Source organism: Sodalis sp. RH15 (assembly GCF_047324255.1).
In the GTDB taxonomy this organism is placed as follows: Bacteria; Pseudomonadota; Gammaproteobacteria; order Enterobacterales; family Enterobacteriaceae; genus Acerihabitans; species Acerihabitans ligni.
Genome location: NZ_CP178738.1, coordinates 1,910,317 through 1,930,338, shown reverse-complemented (window position 1 = coordinate 1,930,338; position 20,022 = coordinate 1,910,317). Strand labels below are relative to the sequence as shown.

Annotated in this window: 20 protein-coding genes and 2 tRNA genes; 9 read left to right on the top strand and 13 right to left on the bottom strand. The window is 55.3% G+C overall.

The window, feature by feature from the left end; genetic code table 11:
• Positions 1-45: 45 nt before the first annotated feature.
• The 7 genes from modC to ACL2XO_RS09030 form a co-directional block, all read right to left on the bottom strand.
• Complete coding sequence (gene modC, locus ACL2XO_RS09060) at positions 46-1,104, bottom strand: molybdenum ABC transporter ATP-binding protein ModC (protein WP_413743048.1); 1,059 nt, start codon at positions 1,102-1,104, stop codon at positions 46-48.
• The gene (modB, locus tag ACL2XO_RS09055; RefSeq protein ID WP_132922757.1) at positions 1,104-1,793 is read right to left on the bottom strand and encodes a molybdate ABC transporter permease subunit; all 690 of its coding nucleotides are present in this window, start codon (positions 1,791-1,793) and stop codon (positions 1,104-1,106) included. Before modB ends, modC begins: the two co-directional genes overlap by 1 nt.
• Positions 1,793-2,572 (bottom strand): molybdate ABC transporter substrate-binding protein, encoded by a 780-nt coding sequence (modA, locus tag ACL2XO_RS09050; protein ID WP_203522282.1) that lies wholly within the window; start codon positions 2,570-2,572, stop codon positions 1,793-1,795. The genes modB and modA overlap by 1 nt, the downstream gene beginning before the upstream one ends.
• A 151-nt stretch (positions 2,573-2,723) precedes the next feature.
• Positions 2,724-3,833 carry a D-alanine--D-alanine ligase gene (ddlA, locus tag ACL2XO_RS09045; protein WP_413742567.1) on the bottom strand — a complete coding sequence of 370 codons (1,110 nt, stop codon included), beginning with the start codon at positions 3,831-3,833 and terminating at the stop codon, positions 2,724-2,726.
• A 123-nt stretch (positions 3,834-3,956) separates the two neighbouring features.
• Complete coding sequence (locus tag ACL2XO_RS09040; RefSeq protein WP_413723724.1) at positions 3,957-4,325, bottom strand: hypothetical protein; 369 nt, start codon at positions 4,323-4,325, stop codon at positions 3,957-3,959.
• 187 nt (positions 4,326-4,512) lie between these two features.
• A complete protein-coding gene (locus ACL2XO_RS09035; protein ID WP_413742566.1) occupies positions 4,513-5,049 on the bottom strand; it encodes a hypothetical protein in 537 nt (178 codons plus the stop codon).
• Positions 5,050-5,482: 433 nt separating this feature from the next.
• Positions 5,483-5,665: an AcrZ family multidrug efflux pump-associated protein gene (locus ACL2XO_RS09030; protein ID WP_132922762.1), complete on the bottom strand. Its 183-nt coding sequence runs from the start codon at positions 5,663-5,665 to the stop codon at positions 5,483-5,485.
• Positions 5,666-5,877: 212 nt separating this feature from the next.
• On the opposite strand from ACL2XO_RS09030, the gene modE reads away from it, so the two are divergent.
• The 7 genes from modE (at position 5,878) to gpmA (ending at position 13,609) form a co-directional block, all read left to right on the top strand.
• Positions 5,878-6,669, top strand: a complete 792-nt coding sequence (modE, locus tag ACL2XO_RS09025) for a molybdenum-dependent transcriptional regulator (RefSeq protein WP_203522286.1) — start codon at positions 5,878-5,880, stop codon at positions 6,667-6,669.
• Positions 6,670-6,744: 75 nt separating this feature from the next.
• Positions 6,745-8,211, top strand: a complete 1,467-nt coding sequence (modF, locus tag ACL2XO_RS09020) for a molybdate ABC transporter ATP-binding protein ModF (RefSeq protein ID WP_413742565.1) — start codon at positions 6,745-6,747, stop codon at positions 8,209-8,211.
• Positions 8,212-8,464: 253 nt separating this feature from the next.
• A complete protein-coding gene (gene galE / locus ACL2XO_RS09015) occupies positions 8,465-9,481 on the top strand; it encodes a UDP-glucose 4-epimerase GalE (RefSeq protein ID WP_413723721.1) in 1,017 nt (338 codons plus the stop codon).
• An 11-nt stretch (positions 9,482-9,492) separates the two neighbouring features.
• The gene (gene galT / locus ACL2XO_RS09010; protein ID WP_132922766.1) at positions 9,493-10,542 is read left to right on the top strand and encodes a galactose-1-phosphate uridylyltransferase; all 1,050 of its coding nucleotides are present in this window, start codon (positions 9,493-9,495) and stop codon (positions 10,540-10,542) included.
• Entirely contained in the window at positions 10,539-11,687 is a 1,149-nt protein-coding gene (galK, locus tag ACL2XO_RS09005) for a galactokinase (RefSeq protein ID WP_203522288.1), read from the top strand. The genes galT and galK overlap by 4 nt, the downstream gene beginning before the upstream one ends.
• Entirely contained in the window at positions 11,681-12,727 is a 1,047-nt protein-coding gene (gene galM, locus ACL2XO_RS09000) for a galactose-1-epimerase (RefSeq protein ID WP_413723720.1), read from the top strand. Before galK ends, galM begins: the two co-directional genes overlap by 7 nt.
• A gap of 129 nt (positions 12,728-12,856) precedes the next feature.
• Entirely contained in the window at positions 12,857-13,609 is a 753-nt protein-coding gene (gpmA, locus tag ACL2XO_RS08995; RefSeq protein WP_132922769.1) for a 2,3-diphosphoglycerate-dependent phosphoglycerate mutase, read from the top strand.
• Between the two features lie 70 nt (positions 13,610-13,679).
• On the opposite strand, the gene aroG is transcribed toward gpmA, so the two are convergent.
• Positions 13,680-14,750, bottom strand: coding sequence for a 3-deoxy-7-phosphoheptulonate synthase AroG (gene aroG, locus ACL2XO_RS08990; protein WP_132927837.1), 1,071 nt, complete (start codon positions 14,748-14,750; stop codon positions 13,680-13,682).
• Positions 14,751-15,060: 310 nt separating this feature from the next.
• Here aroG and ACL2XO_RS08985 point away from each other — a divergent pair, with 310 nt between their 5' ends.
• Positions 15,061-15,417 (top strand): protein YbgS, encoded by a 357-nt coding sequence (locus tag ACL2XO_RS08985; protein ID WP_132922770.1) that lies wholly within the window; start codon positions 15,061-15,063, stop codon positions 15,415-15,417.
• Between the two features lie 320 nt (positions 15,418-15,737).
• Positions 15,738-16,694, top strand: a complete 957-nt coding sequence (zitB, locus tag ACL2XO_RS08980) for a CDF family zinc transporter ZitB (RefSeq protein ID WP_413742564.1) — start codon at positions 15,738-15,740, stop codon at positions 16,692-16,694.
• 72 nt (positions 16,695-16,766) lie between these two features.
• On the opposite strand, the gene nadA is transcribed toward zitB, so the two are convergent.
• From nadA to pal, 5 genes are all read right to left on the bottom strand, one after another.
• On the bottom strand, positions 16,767-17,828 hold the full coding sequence (nadA, locus tag ACL2XO_RS08975; protein ID WP_132922772.1) for a quinolinate synthase NadA: 1,062 nt from the start codon (positions 17,826-17,828) through the stop codon (positions 16,767-16,769).
• 314 nt (positions 17,829-18,142) lie between these two features.
• Positions 18,143-18,218 (bottom strand) — tRNA-Lys (locus ACL2XO_RS08970).
• 105 nt (positions 18,219-18,323) lie between these two features.
• Positions 18,324-18,399: transfer RNA gene (locus ACL2XO_RS08965), tRNA-Lys, on the bottom strand.
• A gap of 256 nt (positions 18,400-18,655) precedes the next feature.
• On the bottom strand, positions 18,656-19,477 hold the full coding sequence (gene cpoB, locus ACL2XO_RS08960) for a cell division protein CpoB (RefSeq protein ID WP_413742563.1): 822 nt from the start codon (positions 19,475-19,477) through the stop codon (positions 18,656-18,658).
• A gap of 9 nt (positions 19,478-19,486) precedes the next feature.
• Positions 19,487-20,002 (bottom strand): peptidoglycan-associated lipoprotein Pal, encoded by a 516-nt coding sequence (pal, locus tag ACL2XO_RS08955; protein WP_132922774.1) that lies wholly within the window; start codon positions 20,000-20,002, stop codon positions 19,487-19,489.
• Between the last annotated feature and the right edge of the window lie 20 nt (positions 20,003-20,022).

The window sequence follows — 20,022 nt, the reverse complement described above, 5'->3', positions numbered from 1 at the left end:
AGAAAAAGTGGTTCAGCAAGGCAAGTGTAGTTCAGCAAGCAGGGATCAGGGAGTGATGGATACGCTTTTGATTTGCGCGTAAACCGGCATGCCAGCGTGCAATCCAAGTTCATCCCTGGCCCACGGGCTGATTCGCGCCCACAGGGTATGGCCTTCGATATCCAGCATGACCTCAACCTGATCCCCCACCGTCAGGCACTCGCTGACCGTGGCGGGCAGAATATTACGGATCGTGCTGCCCAGGGGCGGCGTCAACGCCAGCGAAATATCGGCTGCGGCAATGCGGATACGCAACGGCGTACCCACCGGCTGCGATACACGGCCGACCCAAAGCCGCTGTTTGCCAAGGGATAAGGCGGTCATGGGGTAATCAGGATGGGGCTCGGCGACAGCCACCTGCAGCACGCTGCTTTGCTCTTCCCGCGGCAGCCACGGCCGCAGCGCCCGGCTGGCCCACACCGCTTCCAGCGTGCCGAAGGCCTTCATTTTACCGTTGTCCAGTATCAATACCCGTTCGGCTAATTGCAGGATCTCTTCCAGACTGTGGGTGACATAAAGCACCGGAATCTCGACTTCTTTCGCCAGCCGCTCCAGATACGGCAATAGCTCGCGCTTGCGCAGCAAATCCAGCGAGGCCAGCGGCTCGTCCATCAGCAGGATTTCCGGCGCGCTGAGCAGGGCCCGCCCGATGGCCACCCGCTGCTTCTCTCCCCCGGACAGGGTGGCGGGATAGCGTTTTAATAAGTGGCCGATACCCAGCAGCGATATAATGCCGTCGAACTGAGGGCGCATGGACGGAGCCATGCCGTAAAACAGATTGCCCCGCACCCGATAATGGGGAAACAGGCGTCCGTCCTGAAAGACATATCCCACCCGGCGAGCCTCCGGCGGTAAAAAAATACGCCTTTCAGCATCGAACAGGGTCCGGTCATTGAGAATAATCCGTCCCTGCTGGGGACGGGTCAGGCCGGCGACGGCATTGATAAGTGACGTCTTGCCGGCGCCGGAAACGCCGAAAATGGCGGTGATACCCTTGACGGGCACATCGGCGGTCACTTCCATGCCCAGATCTCCGAGCCGTTGACGAATATCAATCTGTAGCATCATCCACCCAGCCGCTTGCGGCCCCAGCCGGCCAAGGCATCGGCAATCATCAGCGATGCCAGGGATAATAAGATTGCCAGAACGCATAAGCGGGCCGCCGCGCCCTCCGCCCCGGGAGTTTCGATCAGCGTATACATCGCCAGCGGGATGGTACGGGTCTCGCCGGGAATATTGGATACAAAGGTTATGGTGGCGCCGAATTCACCGAGGGAACGGGCAAAAGCCAGTACCGTGCCCACCACAATGCCAGGAAAGGACAACGGCAGGGTAATGGTGAAGAAAACCCGCCAGGGACCGGCGCCCAGGGTTCGCGCCGCCTGCTCCAAACGTAAATCGATGGCCTCCAGCGACATGCGTATTGCGCGAACCATCAGCGGGAACGCCACCACCGCCGAGGCCAGCGCCGCGCCCTGCCAGCTGAAACTGAAGCTGAAGCCTGTAAGCTGATACAGCCAGGAGCCGATAATACCCCGCCGCCCCATGCCAATCAGCAGCAGATAACCGATCACCACCGGCGGCAGCACCAGCGGTAGATGAATAATCCCGTCCACCAGGGATTTGCCGGGAAAACGGCAGCGAACCAAAACCCAGGCCGCCAGAATACCGAACGGCAAACTGCAAACCACCGCCCAAAGGGAAACCTTCAGGCTTAAGTCCACCGCCTGCCATTCATATTCGGTGAGGTGCATTATTTAGGGGTAAAACCATATTGTTTAAACACCGCGGCGGCGGCGGGGGTTTTCAGATAGGCATAAAAAGCCTTGGCCGCGGGCGTGTCGTTATCTTTAACCAGCGCCATAGGATATTCCACCGGTTTATGGCTCTCTTGGGGGAAAATGCCCACCACTTTCACCGCCTTGCTGGAGAGCACATCCGAACCGTAAACGATGCCCAGCGGCGCTTCCTGACGCTCTACCAGCGCCAATGCGCCGCGAACGTCATTGGCCCGGGCCATCACCGGCGACAGGGTATCCCAGGCGCCGAGATTCTGTAACGCCTCCTTGGCGTAAATACCCGCCGGCACATGATCCGGATCGCCCACCGCCAGCTTCTGGCCTTTCAACAAAGAGGTCCAGTTGGTTTGTTTGTCGATCGTGACGTTCTTCAGCGCGCTCTCTTTAGGGGCCACCAGGACCAGCTCATTGCCCAGCAAGGTATAGCGGGTATCGTTCACGATCTGCTGTTTATTTTGCACATAATCCATCCACTGCTGATCGGCGGAAATAAACAGATTGGCCGGGGCGCCCTGCTCGATTTGACGCGCCAGGGTAGAGGAAGAAGCAAAAGAGGAAACGATATCCACCTTGCGATCTTTTTGATAGTTTTTGGCGATTTCCTGCATGGCATTGGTCAATGAGGCGGCGGCGAATACCGTTACCTTGCCGTCAGCCGGTGCCGCCAGCGCCTGAAAAACCATGCCGGCGGTCAATACCGCTCCGGCAACCCATTTAAATGTATGCTGTTTCATATTATTCCCTTGAGGTAACGTTATAAAAAAAGCATATAACGCGAGGTTTTTTTTGTCATTATTTATTGTAGGGTGTTAGGCATTGTTACCAAATATAAAGCTGGCGCCGGACCCGGTTCTCTCTTTACGGGCGTCGGCGCCGGCTAAAACATCATAGATCGGTTTTGATGGCGGCGGCGTCCCGCGCGCGTTCAAACGCAAGGGAAAGCAGCCGGTCGATTAGCTGCGGATAATCCAGGCCGCTGGCTTCCCAGAGCTTCGGATACATGCTGATGGAGGTAAAACCGGGAAGGGTATTGACTTCGTTGATGATAATGTCATCGTCTTCGGTGACGAAAAAATCCACCCGCGCCATAACGGCACAGCCCAGCACCCGATATGCCGCCTGGGCTATCAGGCGGATTTCATCGCTCAGACGATTTTCCAGCTGCGCCGGGATGACCAGCCCGGCCTGACCGTCTTTCAGATATTTGGTGTCGTAAGCATAAAATTCATCATTGGACAGAATCTCGCCGCATACGCTGACCGCCGGCTGGTCGTTGCCCAACACCGCCGTTTCAATCTCACGTCCGTCGATGGCGGTTTCCACCAGGACCTTATGATCGTAAACCAGCGCCAGGTCCAGCGCGTGCCGGAAACCGGCCTGATCGAGCACTTTGCTTACCCCCACCGAGGATCCCTGGCTGGCGGGTTTGATAAACAGGGGCAACCCGAGCTGGTGGACAATGGCGCTGAAATCCGCCGTGGCGGCATCGGTGCGATGGATGGTCACCGAGGGCGTCACCGGCAAGCCGGCGTCGCGCAGGATCCGCTTGGTCATGTCTTTATCCATGCAGACGGCGGAACCCAGTACGTCCGGCCCGGCGAAAGGAATCCCAAGCACCCGCAGCAGCCCCTGAACGGAACCGTCTTCGCCCGCCGCGCCATGCAGCACGGAAAACGCCACGTCAATCGCCGGCAACGTTTCGCCGCTGGCGATATCTTTCAATTGACCGCCTTGGCCCCCGGGAACGACCGCCAGATAATGCGCGGAGGGAGCGAGTTCAATGCGCGCCGGATCGTCCGGATTGACCAGATAATTGGCCTCATCGCACAGCATCCAGCGCCCAAGCTTATCGACGCCAATCAACGTCAGATCATACTTTTGCCGATCAACGGCTTTGATAACATTGATCGACGATCGCAACGAGACCTCGTGTTCGGTGGATTGACCGCCGAACAGTACCGCCAGCCGCTTTTTGCCGTTTACCGGTTGTTCCATCACATCCTCTTTGGTCGTTAAGACAAGATATTAACGCCAACAGAGTATTAGCCGGGGAAGTGCATGTAAAGCACCGGCTGGAGCGGTCGTTTAAAGTTTGATCCATCCTGGGCATCCGCGTCATCAAACCATTACGCCTTTACCGCCGGCATGAGGTTCCGCGAGCGCATCCTGCCCCGGGTGACCATCGTCAAGATGGGATAACAGGCTGATGCAGTCATCTTCCAGGGCGGTGAAAAAACTGGTCAGGGACAGAGTGGCGATTTTTGCCCGCGTCAGCGCTGTTTTTATCGCCGCCTTGTCCTGGTTTTGTACTGCTTGATAAAGGTCGCCATAACCGGCAAAAAACGTGTTCAGCCTTTTATTGTAAACCGCGTCAAAATCAGAATTATCTTCGATGTTCAACGGAATATCTTCACGACGCGGCGTTAGGCCGCCATTAAGTCCGGTAAGCAGAATTTTTATTGCGTTGAACGATTGCGGTTGCCCCATCGCCAGTTTCTCCGGTCACTGTTTACACTGTTTTTCATTATCCCTTCCATTATCCAGATAATGTTCGGGTTATTTTCACAGCGGCTCAGCGCCGCCATGGATATTTATTCTATAATCAATACCCGACGGAATAACAGGGCTGGACATTAAACGAATCGCAAATATTACCGAAAAGAACAGTGGCCCATTACGGAAGCGGCGGGAGGCCAAAGGGGAAAAAATCGTCCGGGAGCGAGTCACCGCCGCTGCCGGCGACTGCGGACGCCGGATGGGAAGCATTGGTTTTTCCCGCCAGATAGGCATTAAGAATTTGCCGGGCGCCTTCCATCTTCTGGAACACCCGGGCGGGCTGACCCGCGACGCCGGCAAAATCCTGCCGAAGGCAGGATGGGGGATGAACCATTGCCGATGCGGCAATGCTCCCGTTCTCATCCAGGCAAAAATTGAATATGGACCCTTGATGCTGAACCAGAAAACGCCGGCGGTCCGGGGTGCAGGCGATACGATCCGCCACCCCCCGCATGTTTTTCAGCAAGGCGGCAACCTGCCGCGCATCCTCCTGGTCTTTCACCAGGAACCGGCAGGCAGGCTGAACATTTTCCGGGCTTTGCTCCGCATGGGCAAAAGACCGCCGTAAGGACCGGTTTTGCCCGGGGATGTCGATGGGCATGGTGCGGGCGGAACCGTTACCGACGCCAAAACAAAAGCTGCTGAATGATTCCATGCGATTAATGCTTCCACCGGCAGGGCTTCCCGTTCCGGCGTTTGTGCCGCATGCCGGCGCAATGCCATTGGTATTGAAATCCATATTTCCTCCGGAAATGGCGCTTGCCATTAATCTATAGCCAGTGGAGTGGCATTATATCTGATAAATTTATTTTTTTAAGTCACCTAAAAGAAAACACCATTTAACTGTTACACTTATATCAATGTCAAATATACTGATATAACCGTCAAATAAATGAAGAAAGTTATTTAATAAATACAAGAGATAGTCATATCATACTTATTAAAGAATATATTCACTTTGCTCTTGTCCTGGCCGGATAGGCATCCTCATGTTTTTTTGCAGTGGCGTGAAAGGACAAAGCGGCAGGTGAAACAAATAATGCCATCCGGTGGGATGGCATCGCGACAAGCCTTGACCGGGTACGCCGTTAGCGGCGTTCCGACGTCAAATCTGTTTTGGCGGAGGAGTTTTTGTCATGTTCCTTGGCATGGCCGATTTTGGAGATAACATTGAACAGTTCGCCCAATCCGTAAATCAAGCCTAAAATGACGGCCATGACGATTGGCACCATGAGCACTACGACTAACAAGCTTTCCAGTAATTCTAGCATTTGGCCTCATTTCATGCCGGCGGCAGGTGTTATCAGGATCATGATGTCTTTATACCAGTTTCTGGCGCGGCTGCTTAAGCTTTTTATGTTATAGCGCACGGGATGTGCCTTGGCGACGGCATATCATTTGCCCCCGGGCGCTGAATCGGCGAGAATTTATCGGCTTCCCCATCGCCGAGCCAACCATCAACCACCAGACAAGGCAGACAGGCATGCAGGCCGAAATCCTTTTAACCCTGAAACTTCAGCAGCGTCTTTTTGCCGACCCGCGAAGGATAGCCCTGCTTAAACAGATAAAGCTGACCGGCTCCATAAGCCAGGGCGCCAAACTGGCGGGTATTAGCTACAAAAGCGCCTGGGACGCCATTAGCGCCATGAACGAACTGGCGGAACAAACCCTGGTTGAAAGGGCCACCGGGGGCAAAGGCGGCGGCGGAGCGACCCTGACACGCTATGCCGAACGGTTACTGCAACTCTATGATTTATTGGGCCAGATTCAGCAAAAGGCCTTTGACGTTTTACAAGACGATCGTATGCCGCTGGACAGCCTGCTGGCGGCCATTTCGCGTTTTTCCCTGCAAACCAGCGCCCGCAACCAATTTTTTGGCACCGTCATTGACCGCACCCACCAGCATGTGCAGCAGCAGGTTGAAATCCTGCTGGCGGACGGCCGGACCCGCTTGATGGTGGCCCTGACCCAGCAGAGCGGCGATCGGTTGCAGCTGGCGCCGGGCAAAGAGGTGCTGGCGTTAATCAAGGCCCCCTGGGTTTCCGTGGTAGCCGGGGAGCAAACCATTGACGACGCCGACAATGTCCTCTACGGCACCCTGACCCATATTGAACAGGGAGAGCATAACGATGAGGTGTTGCTGACCCTGGCCGGAGGCGAAGTGTTATGCGCCACGCTGCCCAAAGCCGTGATGGCGGAGCAGCATTTCACTCTCGGCCAGAAAATCACAGCATATTTTAATGCCGATAAGGTGATCCTCGCCACGCTGTGCTGAAGGCGGCAAAAAAGTTGACATCGGCGGGTAAAATATTGATGCTGACGGCATCAGTTGCATAAAAAGGAACAATCGATGCCGTCATTGCATATTTCGCAAGGATTATTTCGTCTTAGCGATACACGTACGTTATCCATCCCACAGCTGGACATTCGTGCCGGTGAAGGCTGGGCGTTTGTCGGCGCCAACGGCAGCGGCAAATCCGCGTTGGCGCGGGCGCTGGCGGATGAACTCCCCCTTATGTCCGGCTCCCGGCGCAGCGACTACCGGCGCATAGCCAGGCTCTCCTTTGAACAGCTGCAAAAGCTGGTGGCGGAGGAGTGGCAGCGCAATAACACCGATCTGTTAAGCGAAGGGGAGGAGGATACTGGCCGGACCGCCGGAGAAATTATCCAGCAGGATTATAAAGACCCGGCGCTGTGCCAAACGCTGGCGACACAATTCGGCATCACCCATCTGCTGTCCCGGCGTTTCAAATACCTTTCCACCGGCGAAACGCGTAAAACCTTATTGTGCCAGGCGCTGATGGCCAAACCCGATATCCTGATCCTGGATGAGCCCTTCGACGGCCTTGATGTGGCCTCCCGCGCCCAACTGAGCGACATGCTGCATGGTCTGGGAGACGGCAGCATGGCCCTGGTGCTGATACTCAACCGGTTCGACGACATTCCGGCCTATATCGGCAATGTGGGGATCTTGGCGGATTGTGAATTAACCTGTACCGGCGATCGCGAAACGCTGCTGGCACAAGCGTTGGTGGCCCAGTTGGCCCATGCCGAATCAATGAACGGCATCCAATTGCCCGACACCGAGGCGCCGGGGCAAAAAAACACCCTGCCCGCCGGCGAACCCTTGATTACCTTGCGCAACGGCGTCGTCACCTATCAGGATCGTCCCATCCTGCACCACCTGGACTGGCAGGTGCTGCCGGGCCAGCACTGGCAAATCGTCGGGCCGAACGGAGCCGGTAAATCCACTCTGCTGAGCCTGGTCACCGGAGACCAGCCTCAAGGCTACAGTAACGATCTCACGCTGTTCGGCCGCCGTCGCGGCAGCGGTGAAACCATCTGGGATATCAAACGCCATATCGGCTATGTCAGCAGCAGCCTGCACCTGGATTACCGGGTCAGCGCCACTGCCCGCAGCGTCATTTTGTCGGGATTTTTCGACTCCATCGGCATCTACCAGGCGGTATCGGAACGCCAGCAGTTGTTAACCCGGCAGTGGCTGGACTTATTGGGACTGACCGACGCGGCGGACGCGCCTTTCCACAGCTTATCCTGGGGGCAGCAGCGGTTGGTGCTGATTGCCCGCGCCATGGTCAAACATCCGGCCCTGCTGATCCTTGACGAACCCTTGCAGGGTCTCGATCCCCTGAACCGCGCGCTGGTGCGCCGCTGGGTAGATGTGCTTATCGGCGAAGGGGATACCCAGCTGCTATTCGTTTCACACCATGCGGAAGATGCGCCCGAATGCATCACCCACCGGCTGACCTTTGTGCCGCAGGAGGACATCTACCGCTATCGGTTCGAGACGTTATAATCGCCACATCTCTCAGGCCGGTCCTTTCCACCGGCCTGGGTTTTCAGTAATGTAAGCGTTACCATATTCCTCGCTCCCATGCCGTGCGGTATGGTGCCCTCTTCTCCCCTGATACTTCCTGTGAATGCTGTAGGCGAGGTCGCAAATTTCAGCTAAAATCATGTGTAATCGATTTCATTTATATCGACAAGATCACCTTTTGAGGCGATGTGACATGATAATTTAAACCCATGGAAGGATAGAGGACCAGCTAATGTCAATATTAGTAACGGGTGGTAGCGGTTACATTGGTAGCCATACCTGTGTGCAGCTCCACGGGGCGGGCTACGATCCGATCATTTTGGATAATTTGTATAACAGCAAAGCCAGCGTCGTGGATACCTTGGCCCGCCTGTGCGGCGCCAAACCAACCTTCTACCGGGGAGATATCCGCGATAAAACCCTGCTCTCGGCTATCTTTCGCGAACATCACATCGAAGCGGTTATTCATTTCGCCGGCCTGAAGGCGGTGGGGGAATCGGTAATCAAGCCGGTGGAATACTACGAAAATAATGTCTACGGCACCCTGGCGCTGGTGGACGCCATGGGCGAGGCCGGGGTGAAAAATCTGATTTTCAGCTCCTCCGCCACGGTTTACGGCGATCAGCCTGTCGTTCCCTATGACGAGAGTTTGCCCGCCGGTCAGCCATCAAGCCCCTATGGCCGCAGCAAACTCATGGCGGAACAGATACTGCAGGATCTGCAACGGGCTGAGCCCGATTGGAGCATCACCCTGCTGCGTTATTTCAATCCGGTAGGCGCCCATCCCTCCGGAGAGATGGGGGAAGACCCGCAAGGCATCCCCAATAATCTCATGCCGTTTATCGCCCAGGTGGCGGTGGGCCGTCGGCCGTCCTTGACGATTTTCGGCAATGACTTCCCCACCCCGGACGGCACCGGCGTTCGTGACTATATTCATGTTGTGGATTTGGCCGACGGCCATGTGGCGGCGCTGAACGCCCTGCGTAATAAGGCGGGCACCCATATCTATAACCTGGGTTCCGGCGTCGGACACAGCGTCATGGAGGTAGTCAACGCGTTCAGCAAGGCGTGCGGCCGGGAGATCCCCTATCAATTCGCCCCGCGGCGCGACGGCGATCTGGCCGCCTATTGGGCCTCACCGGATAAGGCGGCCCGTGAACTGAACTGGCGGGTAACCCGCTCGCTGGCCGATATGGCCGAAGATACCTGGCGCTGGCAGTCCCGGCACCCGAATGGTTATCCGGAATAAAGGAGATTCACATGCAGTTTAACCCCGTCGATCATCCCCATCGCCGTTACAATCCGCTGACCGGTCAATGGGTGCTGGTTTCTCCGCACCGGGCGAAACGGCCCTGGCAGGGCCAGCAGGAAACGCCGGCCTCCAATCAATTGCCCGCCCACGATCCGCAGTGTTTCCTGTGCCCGGGCAATACCCGTGTCTCGGGGGATAAAAACCCCGACTATCAGACCACCTATGTCTTTACCAATGATTTTGCCGCCCTGATGGAGGATACGCCCGATGCCGCGCCGGGCGACAATCCCTTGATGCGCAGTGAAAGCGCCCGCGGCACCAGCCGGGTCATCTGCTTTTCCCCCGATCACAGTAAAACCCTGCCGGAATTGCCGTTGCCCGCCCTGGAGGCCATTGTCAAAACCTGGCAAGAACAGAGCGCCGAACTGGGACAGCGTTATCCCTGGGTGCAGGTATTTGAGAACAAGGGCGCCGCCATGGGCTGCTCCAATCCCCACCCCCACGGCCAAATCTGGGCCAACAGCTTTTTGCCCAATGAAGCCGAGCGGGAAGACCGATACCAGCGGGATTACTTCCGTCAGCACGGTTCGCCGATGCTGGTGGACTACACGGCCAATGAGCTGGCCGACGGTGCGCGCACCGTGGTGGAAACCGAGCACTGGCTGGCGGTGGTGCCCTATTGGGCGGCTTGGCCGTTCGAAACCCTGCTGCTGCCAAAAGCCCATGTATTGCGCCTGGACGCCCTGAATGCATCACAAAGCGCCGATTTGGCGGTAGCGCTGAAGAAGCTTACCAGCAGATATGACAACCTGTTCAAATGCTCATTCCCCTATTCCATGGGATGGCACGGCGCGCCGTTTATCAACCAGGACAACAGCCATTGGCAACTGCATGCCCATTTCTATCCGCCGCTGCTGCGTTCGGCGACGGTGCGCAAGTTTATGGTCGGATATGAAATGCTGGCGGAAACCCAGCGCGATTTGACCGCCGAGCAAGCCAGCGACCGCCTGCGTGCGGTCGGCGACATTCATTTTCGGGACACCGGAGTATCCCTATGACGTTAAAAAACATCACCGAAACCACCTTCCGTCAATCCTTTGGTTACGATGCCGCGCTCACGGTGAAAGCACCCGGCCGCGTTAACCTGATCGGCGAACATACCGATTATAACGATGGTTTTGTTCTCCCCTGCGCCATCGACTATGAAACCGTGGTGAGCTGCGCCAAACGCGATGATCGCAAGATTCGGGTTATTGCCGTGGATTGTGACCATCAGCAAGATATTTTTTCGCTGGATGAGCCAATTTTATCCCATGACAGCCAGCAGTGGTCCAACTATGTCCGCGGCGTAGTGAAACACTTGCAGCAGCGTGACTCGAATTTCGGCGGCGCCGACTTGGTGCTCAGCGGCAACGTCCCCCAGGGGGCGGGCCTGAGTTCATCGGCATCGCTTGAAGTGGCGGTGGGCAAGGCCATCCAGACCCTGTATCACCTCCGGCTGGACGACGTGGCCCTGGCGCTTAACGGCCAGGAAGCGGAAAACCAGTTTGTCGGCTGTAACTGCGGCATTATGGATCAATTGATTTCAGCGCTGGGCAAAGATAACCATGCGCTGCTGATCGACTGCCGCACTCTGGGTACCCGGGCCGTGCCCATGCCGGCGAACGTCGCGGTGATCATCATCAACTCCAACGTGAAACGCGGCCTGGTGGATAGCGAATATAACGCCCGCCGCGAACAGTGTGAAACCGGCGCGCGTTTTTTCGCCGTCGACAAACTGCGCGATGTGGAATTGAGCCAGTTCGAAGCGGTGGAACACGAATTGGATCCGGTGGTCGCCAAACGCGTGCGGCATGTGCTGACTGAAAATGCGCGTACCCTGGCCGCCGCCGAGGCGCTGGCCGCGGGAGATTTAACCAAAATGGGAATTTTGATGGCGGAGTCTCACGCTTCCATGCGGGATGACTTTGAAATCACCGTTCCCCCCATCGATAGCCTGGTGGAAATCGTTAAACAGGAAATCGGTACCGAAGGCGGCGTTCGCATGACCGGCGGCGGGTTTGGCGGTTGCGTGGTGGCGCTGGTGCCCACAGAGCGCGTTGAGTCGGTACGCGCGGCGGTTGCGGAACAATACCGGCAAAAAACCGGCCTTAAAGAGACTTTTTATGTTTGCCATGCTTCCGAAGGAACAGGTCTATGTTAAAAGAGTTTGAATCCGGCACGGCCCCCGACGGTAAACCGTTCAACTGCCTGACCCTGGGCTCTGAAACGGGTCTGCAGATAACCCTGATGGATTGGGGGGCTACCTGGCTCTCATGCCAGCTGCCGCTGAAATCCGGCGCCAAACGGGAAGTGCTGCTGGGGTGTCCGACCCCGGCGGATTACCTCAAGCAGAGCGCCTACCTGGGAGCGACGGTGGGCCGCTATGCCAACCGTATCGCAAAAGCCAATCTTACCCTGGACGGCCATCATTGGCCGTTAAGCGCCAATCAGGGCGAACACCAGTTGCACGGCGGTCCGACAGGCTTCAACGCCCGTCGCTGGGAGTGCGTGGAACATAGCCTGACCTCGGTGCTATACCGCTTATCCTCCGCCGACGGCGACCAGGGTTTTCCCGGCAACCTGACGGCGATGGTGCGTTATACCGTCACCGAAGACAACGCCGTGGCCATCGCTTACCGCGCCACCGTGGATCACCCCTGTCCGGTCAACCTGACCAATCATGCCTATTTTCATCTGGACGGCGCCAATAGCGACATCCGACAGGAAACGCTGCAGATCTATGCCGGCCAGTACCTGCCGGTGGACAGCGACGGCATACCCTGCGCGCCGCTGGCCGATGTGGACAATACCGGCATGGATTTTCGTAAACCCAAGACCATTTCCCAAGATTTTCTGCGCGATCGCGATCAACAGCGGGTCAAAGGCTACGATCATGCCTATTTGCTGTATACCGCCTGCCGCGACGGCGACAGTCCCGCGGCGCAGCTCTGGTCGGCTGACGGCCAGGTGCTGTTGAAGGTCTTTACCACCGCGCCGGCTCTGCAGCTATACACCGGCAATTACCTGGCGGGGACGCCGGCGCGCCAGGGCGGGGAGTACCTCAACTACAGCGGCGTGGCTTTGGAGAGCGAGTTTTTGCCGGACAGTCCGCATCACCCGGAATGGCCGCAGCCTGACTGCTGGCTCCAGCCGGGCGAGACCTATCGTTCCCAAACCCGTTATCAGTTCGTGGCGTTATAGCAAGATAGCAATAGTGTAGCGGGTTATTTATTTCACGCTGTTTAACGCTATGCGGTTGCCGCATCCACCGGGCAGGCAATATAATAAAAGGAGTTTTCACAAAAATCTTTAGACTTTAAGGAGTCAACGATGGCGGTAACGAAACTGGTTCTGGTACGACACGGTGAAAGCCAGTGGAATAATGAAAATCGCTTTACCGGCTGGACGGACGTCGATTTGTCCGACAAAGGCCGCACTGAAGCTAAACAAGCGGGTAAACTGCTGAAAGATGAAGGTTTTATTTTCGATTTCGCCTATACCTCCGTCTTGAAGCGCGCCATTCATACCCTGTGGAATATACTGGACGAACTGGACCAGGCTTGGCTGCCGGTTGAAAAATCCTGGCGTCTGAACGAACGCCATTACGGCGCGTTGCAAGGTCTGAACAAAGCCGAAACCGCCGAAAAATACGGTGACGAACAGGTGAAACAATGGCGTCGCGGTTTTGCCGTGACCCCTCCGGAACTCACCCGTGATGATGAACGTTTCCCGGGGCATGATGCCCGCTACGCCAAGCTGACAGAGGCTGAACTGCCCACCACGGAAAGCCTGGCGCTGACCATCGAACGGGTCACCCCTTACTGGAACGAAACGATTTTACCGCGCATGAAGAGCGGTGAACGCGTTATTATCGCCGCCCACGGCAACTCCATTCGCGCCCTGGTGAAATTCCTCGATCATATGAGCGAAGAAGAAATTCTTGAGCTGAATATCCCCACAGGGGTACCGCTGGTTTATGAATTCGACGATAACATGAAACCCATCAAGCATTATTATCTGGGCAACGCCGCTGAAATCGCCGCCAAAGCGGCCGCGGTGGCCAATCAGGGCAAAGCCAAGTAATTTGTCCCGTTGAACCGAAGCGATTGCCGGCGATAAACGCTTTACCGGCAATCGCGTTCACAAAATCAAATCAGGCCGGCTTTTCGTCTTGCAGGCGACGATCGCGCACCGCCTGCGCCAATTCTCCCAGCATGGTTTCGGTGTCGTTCCAGCCGATGCAAGCGTCGGTAATACTCCGGCCATAGACCAGCGCTTCACCGCTTTCCAGGTTTTGATTTCCCGCCAGCAAATGGCTCTCCACCATTACGCCGATAATACCCCGCTCGCCGCCGCTCAGCTGTCCGCAGACATCCCGCGCGACATCCAACTGTTTCTGGTACTGTTTGCTGCTGTTGGCATGGCTGAAATCAATCATCACCTGCGCCGGCAGTCCCGCTTTCGCCAGTCCGTCTTTAACCGCTTTCACATGGTGGGCGCTGTAATTCGGCTCTCTGCCGCCGCGCAAAATAATATGGCAGTCGGCGTTGCCGCTGGTATTGACGATGGCTGAGTGCCCCCACTTCGTTACGGAGAGGAAACAGTGCGCCGCGCCCGCGGCGTTAATGGCGTCGATAGCCACCTTAATAGTGCCGTCGGTGCCGTTCTTGAACCCAACCGGACAGGACAGGCCCGATGCCAGCTCGCGATGGACCTGGGACTCGGTGGTCCGGGCGCCGATAGCGCCCCAGCTCATCAAATCAGCGACATATTGCGGCGTAATCATATCCAGAAACTCGCCCGCGGCCGGCAACCCGCTATCGTTGATGTCCAGTAATAACTTGCGGGCAATGCGCAAGCCGTCGTTAATCTGAAAACTATTGTCCATGTAAGGGTCATTGATCAGCCCCTTCCAGCCCACCGTGGTGCGTGGTTTTTCAAAATAAACCCGCATGACGATTTCCAGCTCGTCCTGTAATTGATTCCTCAGCGCCAATAAACGACCGGCATACTCTTTTGCCGCCTCGGTATCATGAATGGAACAGGGTCCGATCACCACCAGCAGACGATCGTCATTGCCTTTGAGGATGCGATGAATGGATGCCCGGGCGGCGGCAACGGTTTTGGCGGCCTGTTCGGTGGCAGGAAATTTTTCCAAAAGGGCCACCGGCGGCAGCAATTCTTTAATTTCTCTTATTCTTAAATCGTCATTGAGATAATTCATAAACTTTAGTTCTCTGCGCACCGCGGCGCCTAGGGATAACTTCATGATATATGCCGGATAATCTAGCCCGGCAGACTTCATCTGTAAATGCGCATTTCGGGCATAAGCCAACTCAAAGTTGATCAATGCCGATTGTTGGCTATGCTTAAACAATGATAAGCCAAAAATAACCGGCACTTAACCTGTCGTAGTCATTGGCTTAACATTTTCTTGCGAGGCCCCCGGATGCGCCTTAAACAGCTTTTCCGATCGTGAAAAATGTAAAAATGCGGGCTTTCATTCACCCCCAGTCCGAAAGAGGGAAAATATTATGCAAACCACCACCCTAAAGAACATGGCAATGCTTTTTTTGACAGCGGTAATGACTTTGGGTAGCGGAGCAGCATTAGCCGCGACGGCAAGTTCATCCAACGATACCGGCTCAACCTCCAACAATGGTCAGGAAAATCAATCGAACAGTCCCGGCGCAAAACAGAACCTGCCGCCAAATAATGTCGATAACAGCAAGATTAACACCAGCAATACCGACAGTTCTAATATGAGCGCCAGTGACATTGATAAAAATACCAAATGCAAAGATGGAAAATGTCCTAACATCAACAGCAAAGTCCAAACTGGTCCCGGTTCAACGCCCAATGGGACAAAAACAGACGGAACGACACAGTAAGGCTATTTAAGTATCTGCTGTTCGAATACTCTGATTAATGCCGCACTTTTATATAGCGCCATCTTTTACTGAGTATTATACCGGGAATCAGGCCATGGCCTGATTCCTTTTTTTATTCGGATTTCACCACCGCATCCGGCCATTGACGCGAGCATACCCCGCAGCCGTCGATACGTTACCTTAGGGGCAGCCACACCGAACGCCCCGGTGCTTTTTGGTAAAAAATAGCTGCATAAAATTTTACGGTAACTTTCGCCATCACCGGTATACTCGGGGTAAATGCGTTTCATTTATGACTTTATTCATTTTAAGGTACCCTGATGGCGGCCACACACAATCATGCGCATGGCGCGGCGGAAAACAGCAATAACCGGCGGCTGCTGGCGGCGTTTGCCATAACCGCCCTGTTTATGGTGGTGGAAGTCGCGGGCGGCCTTTTTACCGGCTCGCTGGCGCTGCTGGCCGACGCCGGACATATGCTCACCGATGCCGCGGCGCTGTTGATGGCGTTGCTGGCGGTCAGGTTCGCCCAGCGCAAACCCAATAGCAGCCATACCTTCGGTTATCTGCGCCTGACCACCCTGGCGGCGTTTATCAATGCCCTGGCCCTGCTGGTCATCACACTGCTCATCGTATGGGAAGCAGTCCGGCGTTTTTACCAGCCCCATCCCATCGCCGGCTGGCCGATGTTGATCATCGGGGTGGGCGGCCTGGCGGCGAATCTGCTCTCTTTCTGGATGCTCCACGGCGGCGAAGGGGAAAAGAATATCAATCTGCGCGCCGCCGCCCTGCATGTCCTGGGCGATTTGCTGGGTTCGGTGGGGGCGATCGTGGCGGCGGGAGTGATTGTTTTCACCGGCTGGCTGTATATTGACCCCATATTGTCATGCCTGGTGTCATGCCTGGTGCTGCGCAGCGGCTGGCGGCTGTTGCAAGAGAGCCTGCATGAGCTGCTGGAAGGTACGCCGAGTCAAATCGATATTGAAAAACTCAAACGCGATATGTGTCTTAATATCCCCGAAGTGCGCAACATCCATCATGTGCATGTCTGGCAGGTGGGTGAAAGACCGGTGATGACGTTGCATGCCCAGGTCATTCCCCCCTATGACCACGACGCCCTGCTTCATCAGATCCAGCACTACCTGCTGGATCACTATCAGATAAGCCACGCCACCGTACAAATGGAGTACCAGCAGTGTCCGGAGGACGATTGCGGTATCACGGTAGACACGGCGGAACCAACACATGCCCACGCACATGCCCATCACCCGCATTGAATGCCGGCGGCCTCAGTCCGCCCGGCAAGACGCGGGAGCGCTCCATCCCTGGCATCATCCTCATTGTCAGGTTCAGGCATTGCCGGTGACCTTGACATTCAGCCCGGCCGCGAACGACAACATGCGGTTCAGCGGCACCAGCGCCTTGTCACGCAGCCCTGCAGCCACATGCACTTCATGCTGTTCTCCTCCCTCTTCAAGTCCCCGTGCTATGGCTTCAAGGCCGTTCATGGCCATCCAGGGACAATGGGCACAGCTGCGACAGGTTGCGCCATCGCCGGCGGTAGGGGCTTCCAACAGCATTTTATCGGGGCAGGCTTGCTGCATTTTGTAAAAAATGCCCCGGTCGGTGGCGACAATCATCTGCTGTTGCGGCAGCCTTTTCGCGGCCTGAATGAGCTGGCTGGTGGACCCCACCGCGTCGGCCATCTCCACAATCGCCTGGGGCGACTCGGGATGAACCAGTACCGCGGCCTCGGGATAAAGGGCCTTCATACGCAGTAGCGCCTGGGTTTTGAATTCGTCATGGACGATACAGGCGCTTTGCCAGCAGAGAATATCCGCCCCGGTCTGTTGCTGCACGTAGCGGCCGAGATGACGATCCGGCGCCCAAATGATTTTTTCACCCAGGCCGTCCAAATGCTCAATAAGTTCCACGGCGATACTGGAGGTGACAACCCAGTCGGCACGGGCTTTCACCGCGGCGGAGGTATTGGCATAAACCACCACGGTGCGATCGGGATGAGCATCGCAAAAAGCACTGAACTCTTCAATGGGACAGCCCAAATCCAGCGAACACTCCGCCTTGAGGGTCGGCATCAGCACGGTTTTTTCCGGACTGAGAATTTTTGCCGTTTCGCCCATAAAACGCACACCGGCCACCAGCAATGTGGTGGCGGGATGGGTACTGCCGAATCTGGCCATCTCCAGGGAGTCGGCCACACAGCCGCCGGTGGCTTCCGCCAGCGCCTGGATCTCGGGGTCGGTATAATAATGAGCGACCATTACCGCATTGCGACGCTTTAACAGTTCTTTGATTTTGCTATAATAAAACTGCTTTTCATCCACGCTGAGCGGCCGCGGTTTAGGCGGAAACGGGTAAATGGCAGCATTGGTATCCAGTAGCTCAATCATCTTTATCTCGCATATATTCCGGTGCAAGGGCAACATGCCGACCTGTGCCGGTGGGTCTGTTTACGACCTGAATGTTTTATATACTAAACAAAATAATCAAATTTGCGGCAAAAGTCCCCATAAATTTGTGTTATTTTGTATATTTGTTTAGTTGAAAGGATTCTAGCAAGATGTTGGTGGGTGGTGCACGACGACTCGTGCGATATAAGCGTTAAGCGGAAATATGCAGCCTAGGGGAAGTATTTTGAAAGTGGTGGGTCGTGCGATATAAGCGTTAAGCGGAAATTTGCAGCCTAGGGGAAGTATTTTAAAAGTGGTGGGTCGTGCAGGATTCGAACCTGCGACCAATTGATTAAAAGTCAACTGCTCTACCAACTGAGCTAACGACCCACTGGGACGGTGTTATGCGAAAGGAGCAAAACACGGCAAAAAGAGTTACTCGCCGGGGCAAATGCTATCCCGCGAGCGTCACAATAAATTGACCTGGTCGGATGATGGTGGGTCGTGCAGGATTCGAACCTGCGACCAATTGATTAAAAGTCAACTGCTCTACCAACTGAGCTAACGACCCTTTTACCCGATTTCTTACTGCTACCCTGGACAGAACGCTTTCCCATGGCAACGGCGGCATATATTACTAATTAATTAATTCTGCGCAACCTAAATTTCCAATAGGAGCGTTCAACTGCCTGATCTTCGAGCACTCAGGCCTAAACTAGGTGATTAAACCACGTTCCAGGCCAGAATATACCCATCATACTTCAAGTTGCAGGTGCGTTGGCATTACACGGCCCCGCCCTGCCACTCAAATTTTTTTGGGTATAGCCTTATAGACCAGCCAGACGTTTTTGCGCCTGCTTGGCTGAATCGGTATTGGGATAAAGTTTGATCACCTGCTGGTAAACGGCCTTCGCTTTATCAGTTTGGCCTTTTTCCTGCATGATTACCCCGACTTTAAACAGCGCTTCGGAGCTTTTCGGCGATTTGGGATAATTTTTGACCACCAACGCGAAATAATATGCCGCGTCGTCTTTTTTACCCTTGTTGTAATTCAACTGTCCCAGCCAGTAGTTGGCATTAGGCTGATAGGTTGAATCCGGGTAGCGTTTGACAAAATTCTGGAACGCAAGGATGCCTTGATCGTACTGTTTCTTCTCAAGCACCAAGGACACCGCCGCATTGTAGTCGGTATTGGCATCGCCCGTGGCTGCGCCTACCGCCGGAGCTGCCGCCGCGGGGGCCGCATCCTGGCCGCCGCCGGTGTCATTTGACGCCGTCGCCGTGCCGCTGTCCGTGGGGGCCGCGTTTTGGCTGCCTTGCTGACCCTGCCCACCCTGGCCGCTACTCAAGGTGTCCAGTTGCTGATAGATCTGTTTTTGGCGATCCACAACCTGCGAGAGCTGATACTGGTTTTCCTGGATTTGACCCCGGAGAGAATCGATATCGCGCTGGGTATCGGCAAGCTGTTGCTGAAGTTGAGTTAATAGCTGGGCGTGAGCGTTAGTGATACGCTCAAGCTGAGTGACCCGGTCTTCCACCGAGCCGGAGCCGACATTACTGATTGGCGCTTGGGCAGTAGCAGCCCATGGGGCTGCTACGCCAACCAGCAACGACAGACTGATGATAGATCGTCTGAAGTTACCGCTCATGCAATTCTCTTAGTATACCAGTACGGCACGACGGTTTTTAGCGTAAGCCGCTTCGTCATGTCCCAGCACAGCCGGTTTTTCTTTACCATAAGATACGATAGAGATTTGATCGGCAGAGACGCCTTTACCCTGAAGATACATTTTCACGGCATTGGCACGACGTTCGCCCAGGGCGATATTATATTCCGGCGTGCCGCGTTCATCCGCATGACCTTCAACTGTCACTTTGTAGGATGGATTGCTGCGCAGGAAGTTAGCATGCGCGTCCAGCATTTGAGCAAAATCAGAACGAATATCGTACTTGTCGAGATCAAAGTAAACGATATTGTTCTTCTGCAGTTCTTGCATCTGCAGGCGAGCCTGTTCTGTGGAGGACGAATTATTTGCACCGCTATTGTCCATACCAGTGCCAGCGCCCATGGAGGTATCAGCACCATTGTTAGCGCTTTTGTGGGAACTACACGCGGCGATAGCCAGTACTGGCACAGCCAACATCAGCCCTTTTAGCACTTTGTTCAGTTGCATCTCATTTTCCTTTTATAGTT

Bases quoted from the DNA above. Each gene is read 5' to 3' on its own strand.
- modB (WP_132922757.1), bottom strand. From the start codon at position 1,793: ATGCACCTCACCGAATATGAATGGCAGGCGGTGGACTTAAGCCTGAAG.
- galK (WP_203522288.1), top strand. From the start codon at position 10,539: ATGACGTTAAAAAACATCACCGAAACCACCTTCCGTCAATCCTTTGGT.
- ACL2XO_RS09030 (WP_132922762.1), bottom strand. From the start codon at position 5,665: ATGCTAGAATTACTGGAAAGCTTGTTAGTCGTAGTGCTCATGGTGCCA.
- ACL2XO_RS09040 (WP_413723724.1), bottom strand. From the start codon at position 4,325: ATGGGGCAACCGCAATCGTTCAACGCAATAAAAATTCTGCTTACCGGA.
- modC (WP_413743048.1), bottom strand. From the start codon at position 1,104: ATGCTACAGATTGATATTCGTCAACGGCTCGGAGATCTGGGCATGGAA.
- gpmA (WP_132922769.1), top strand. From the start codon at position 12,857: ATGGCGGTAACGAAACTGGTTCTGGTACGACACGGTGAAAGCCAGTGG.
- modE (WP_203522286.1), top strand. From the start codon at position 5,878: ATGCAGGCCGAAATCCTTTTAACCCTGAAACTTCAGCAGCGTCTTTTT.
- ACL2XO_RS08985 (WP_132922770.1), top strand. From the start codon at position 15,061: ATGCAAACCACCACCCTAAAGAACATGGCAATGCTTTTTTTGACAGCG.
- ACL2XO_RS09035 (WP_413742566.1), bottom strand. From the start codon at position 5,049: ATGGAATCATTCAGCAGCTTTTGTTTTGGCGTCGGTAACGGTTCCGCC.
- modF (WP_413742565.1), top strand. From the start codon at position 6,745: ATGCCGTCATTGCATATTTCGCAAGGATTATTTCGTCTTAGCGATACA.
- pal (WP_132922774.1), bottom strand. From the start codon at position 20,002: ATGCAACTGAACAAAGTGCTAAAAGGGCTGATGTTGGCTGTGCCAGTA.
- zitB (WP_413742564.1), top strand. From the start codon at position 15,738: ATGGCGGCCACACACAATCATGCGCATGGCGCGGCGGAAAACAGCAAT.
- nadA (WP_132922772.1), bottom strand. From the start codon at position 17,828: ATGATTGAGCTACTGGATACCAATGCTGCCATTTACCCGTTTCCGCCT.
- ddlA (WP_413742567.1), bottom strand. From the start codon at position 3,833: ATGGAACAACCGGTAAACGGCAAAAAGCGGCTGGCGGTACTGTTCGGC.
- cpoB (WP_413742563.1), bottom strand. From the start codon at position 19,477: ATGAGCGGTAACTTCAGACGATCTATCATCAGTCTGTCGTTGCTGGTT.
- galT (WP_132922766.1), top strand. From the start codon at position 9,493: ATGCAGTTTAACCCCGTCGATCATCCCCATCGCCGTTACAATCCGCTG.
- modA (WP_203522282.1), bottom strand. From the start codon at position 2,572: ATGAAACAGCATACATTTAAATGGGTTGCCGGAGCGGTATTGACCGCC.
- galE (WP_413723721.1), top strand. From the start codon at position 8,465: ATGTCAATATTAGTAACGGGTGGTAGCGGTTACATTGGTAGCCATACC.
- aroG (WP_132927837.1), bottom strand. From the start codon at position 14,750: ATGAATTATCTCAATGACGATTTAAGAATAAGAGAAATTAAAGAATTG.
- galM (WP_413723720.1), top strand. From the start codon at position 11,681: ATGTTAAAAGAGTTTGAATCCGGCACGGCCCCCGACGGTAAACCGTTC.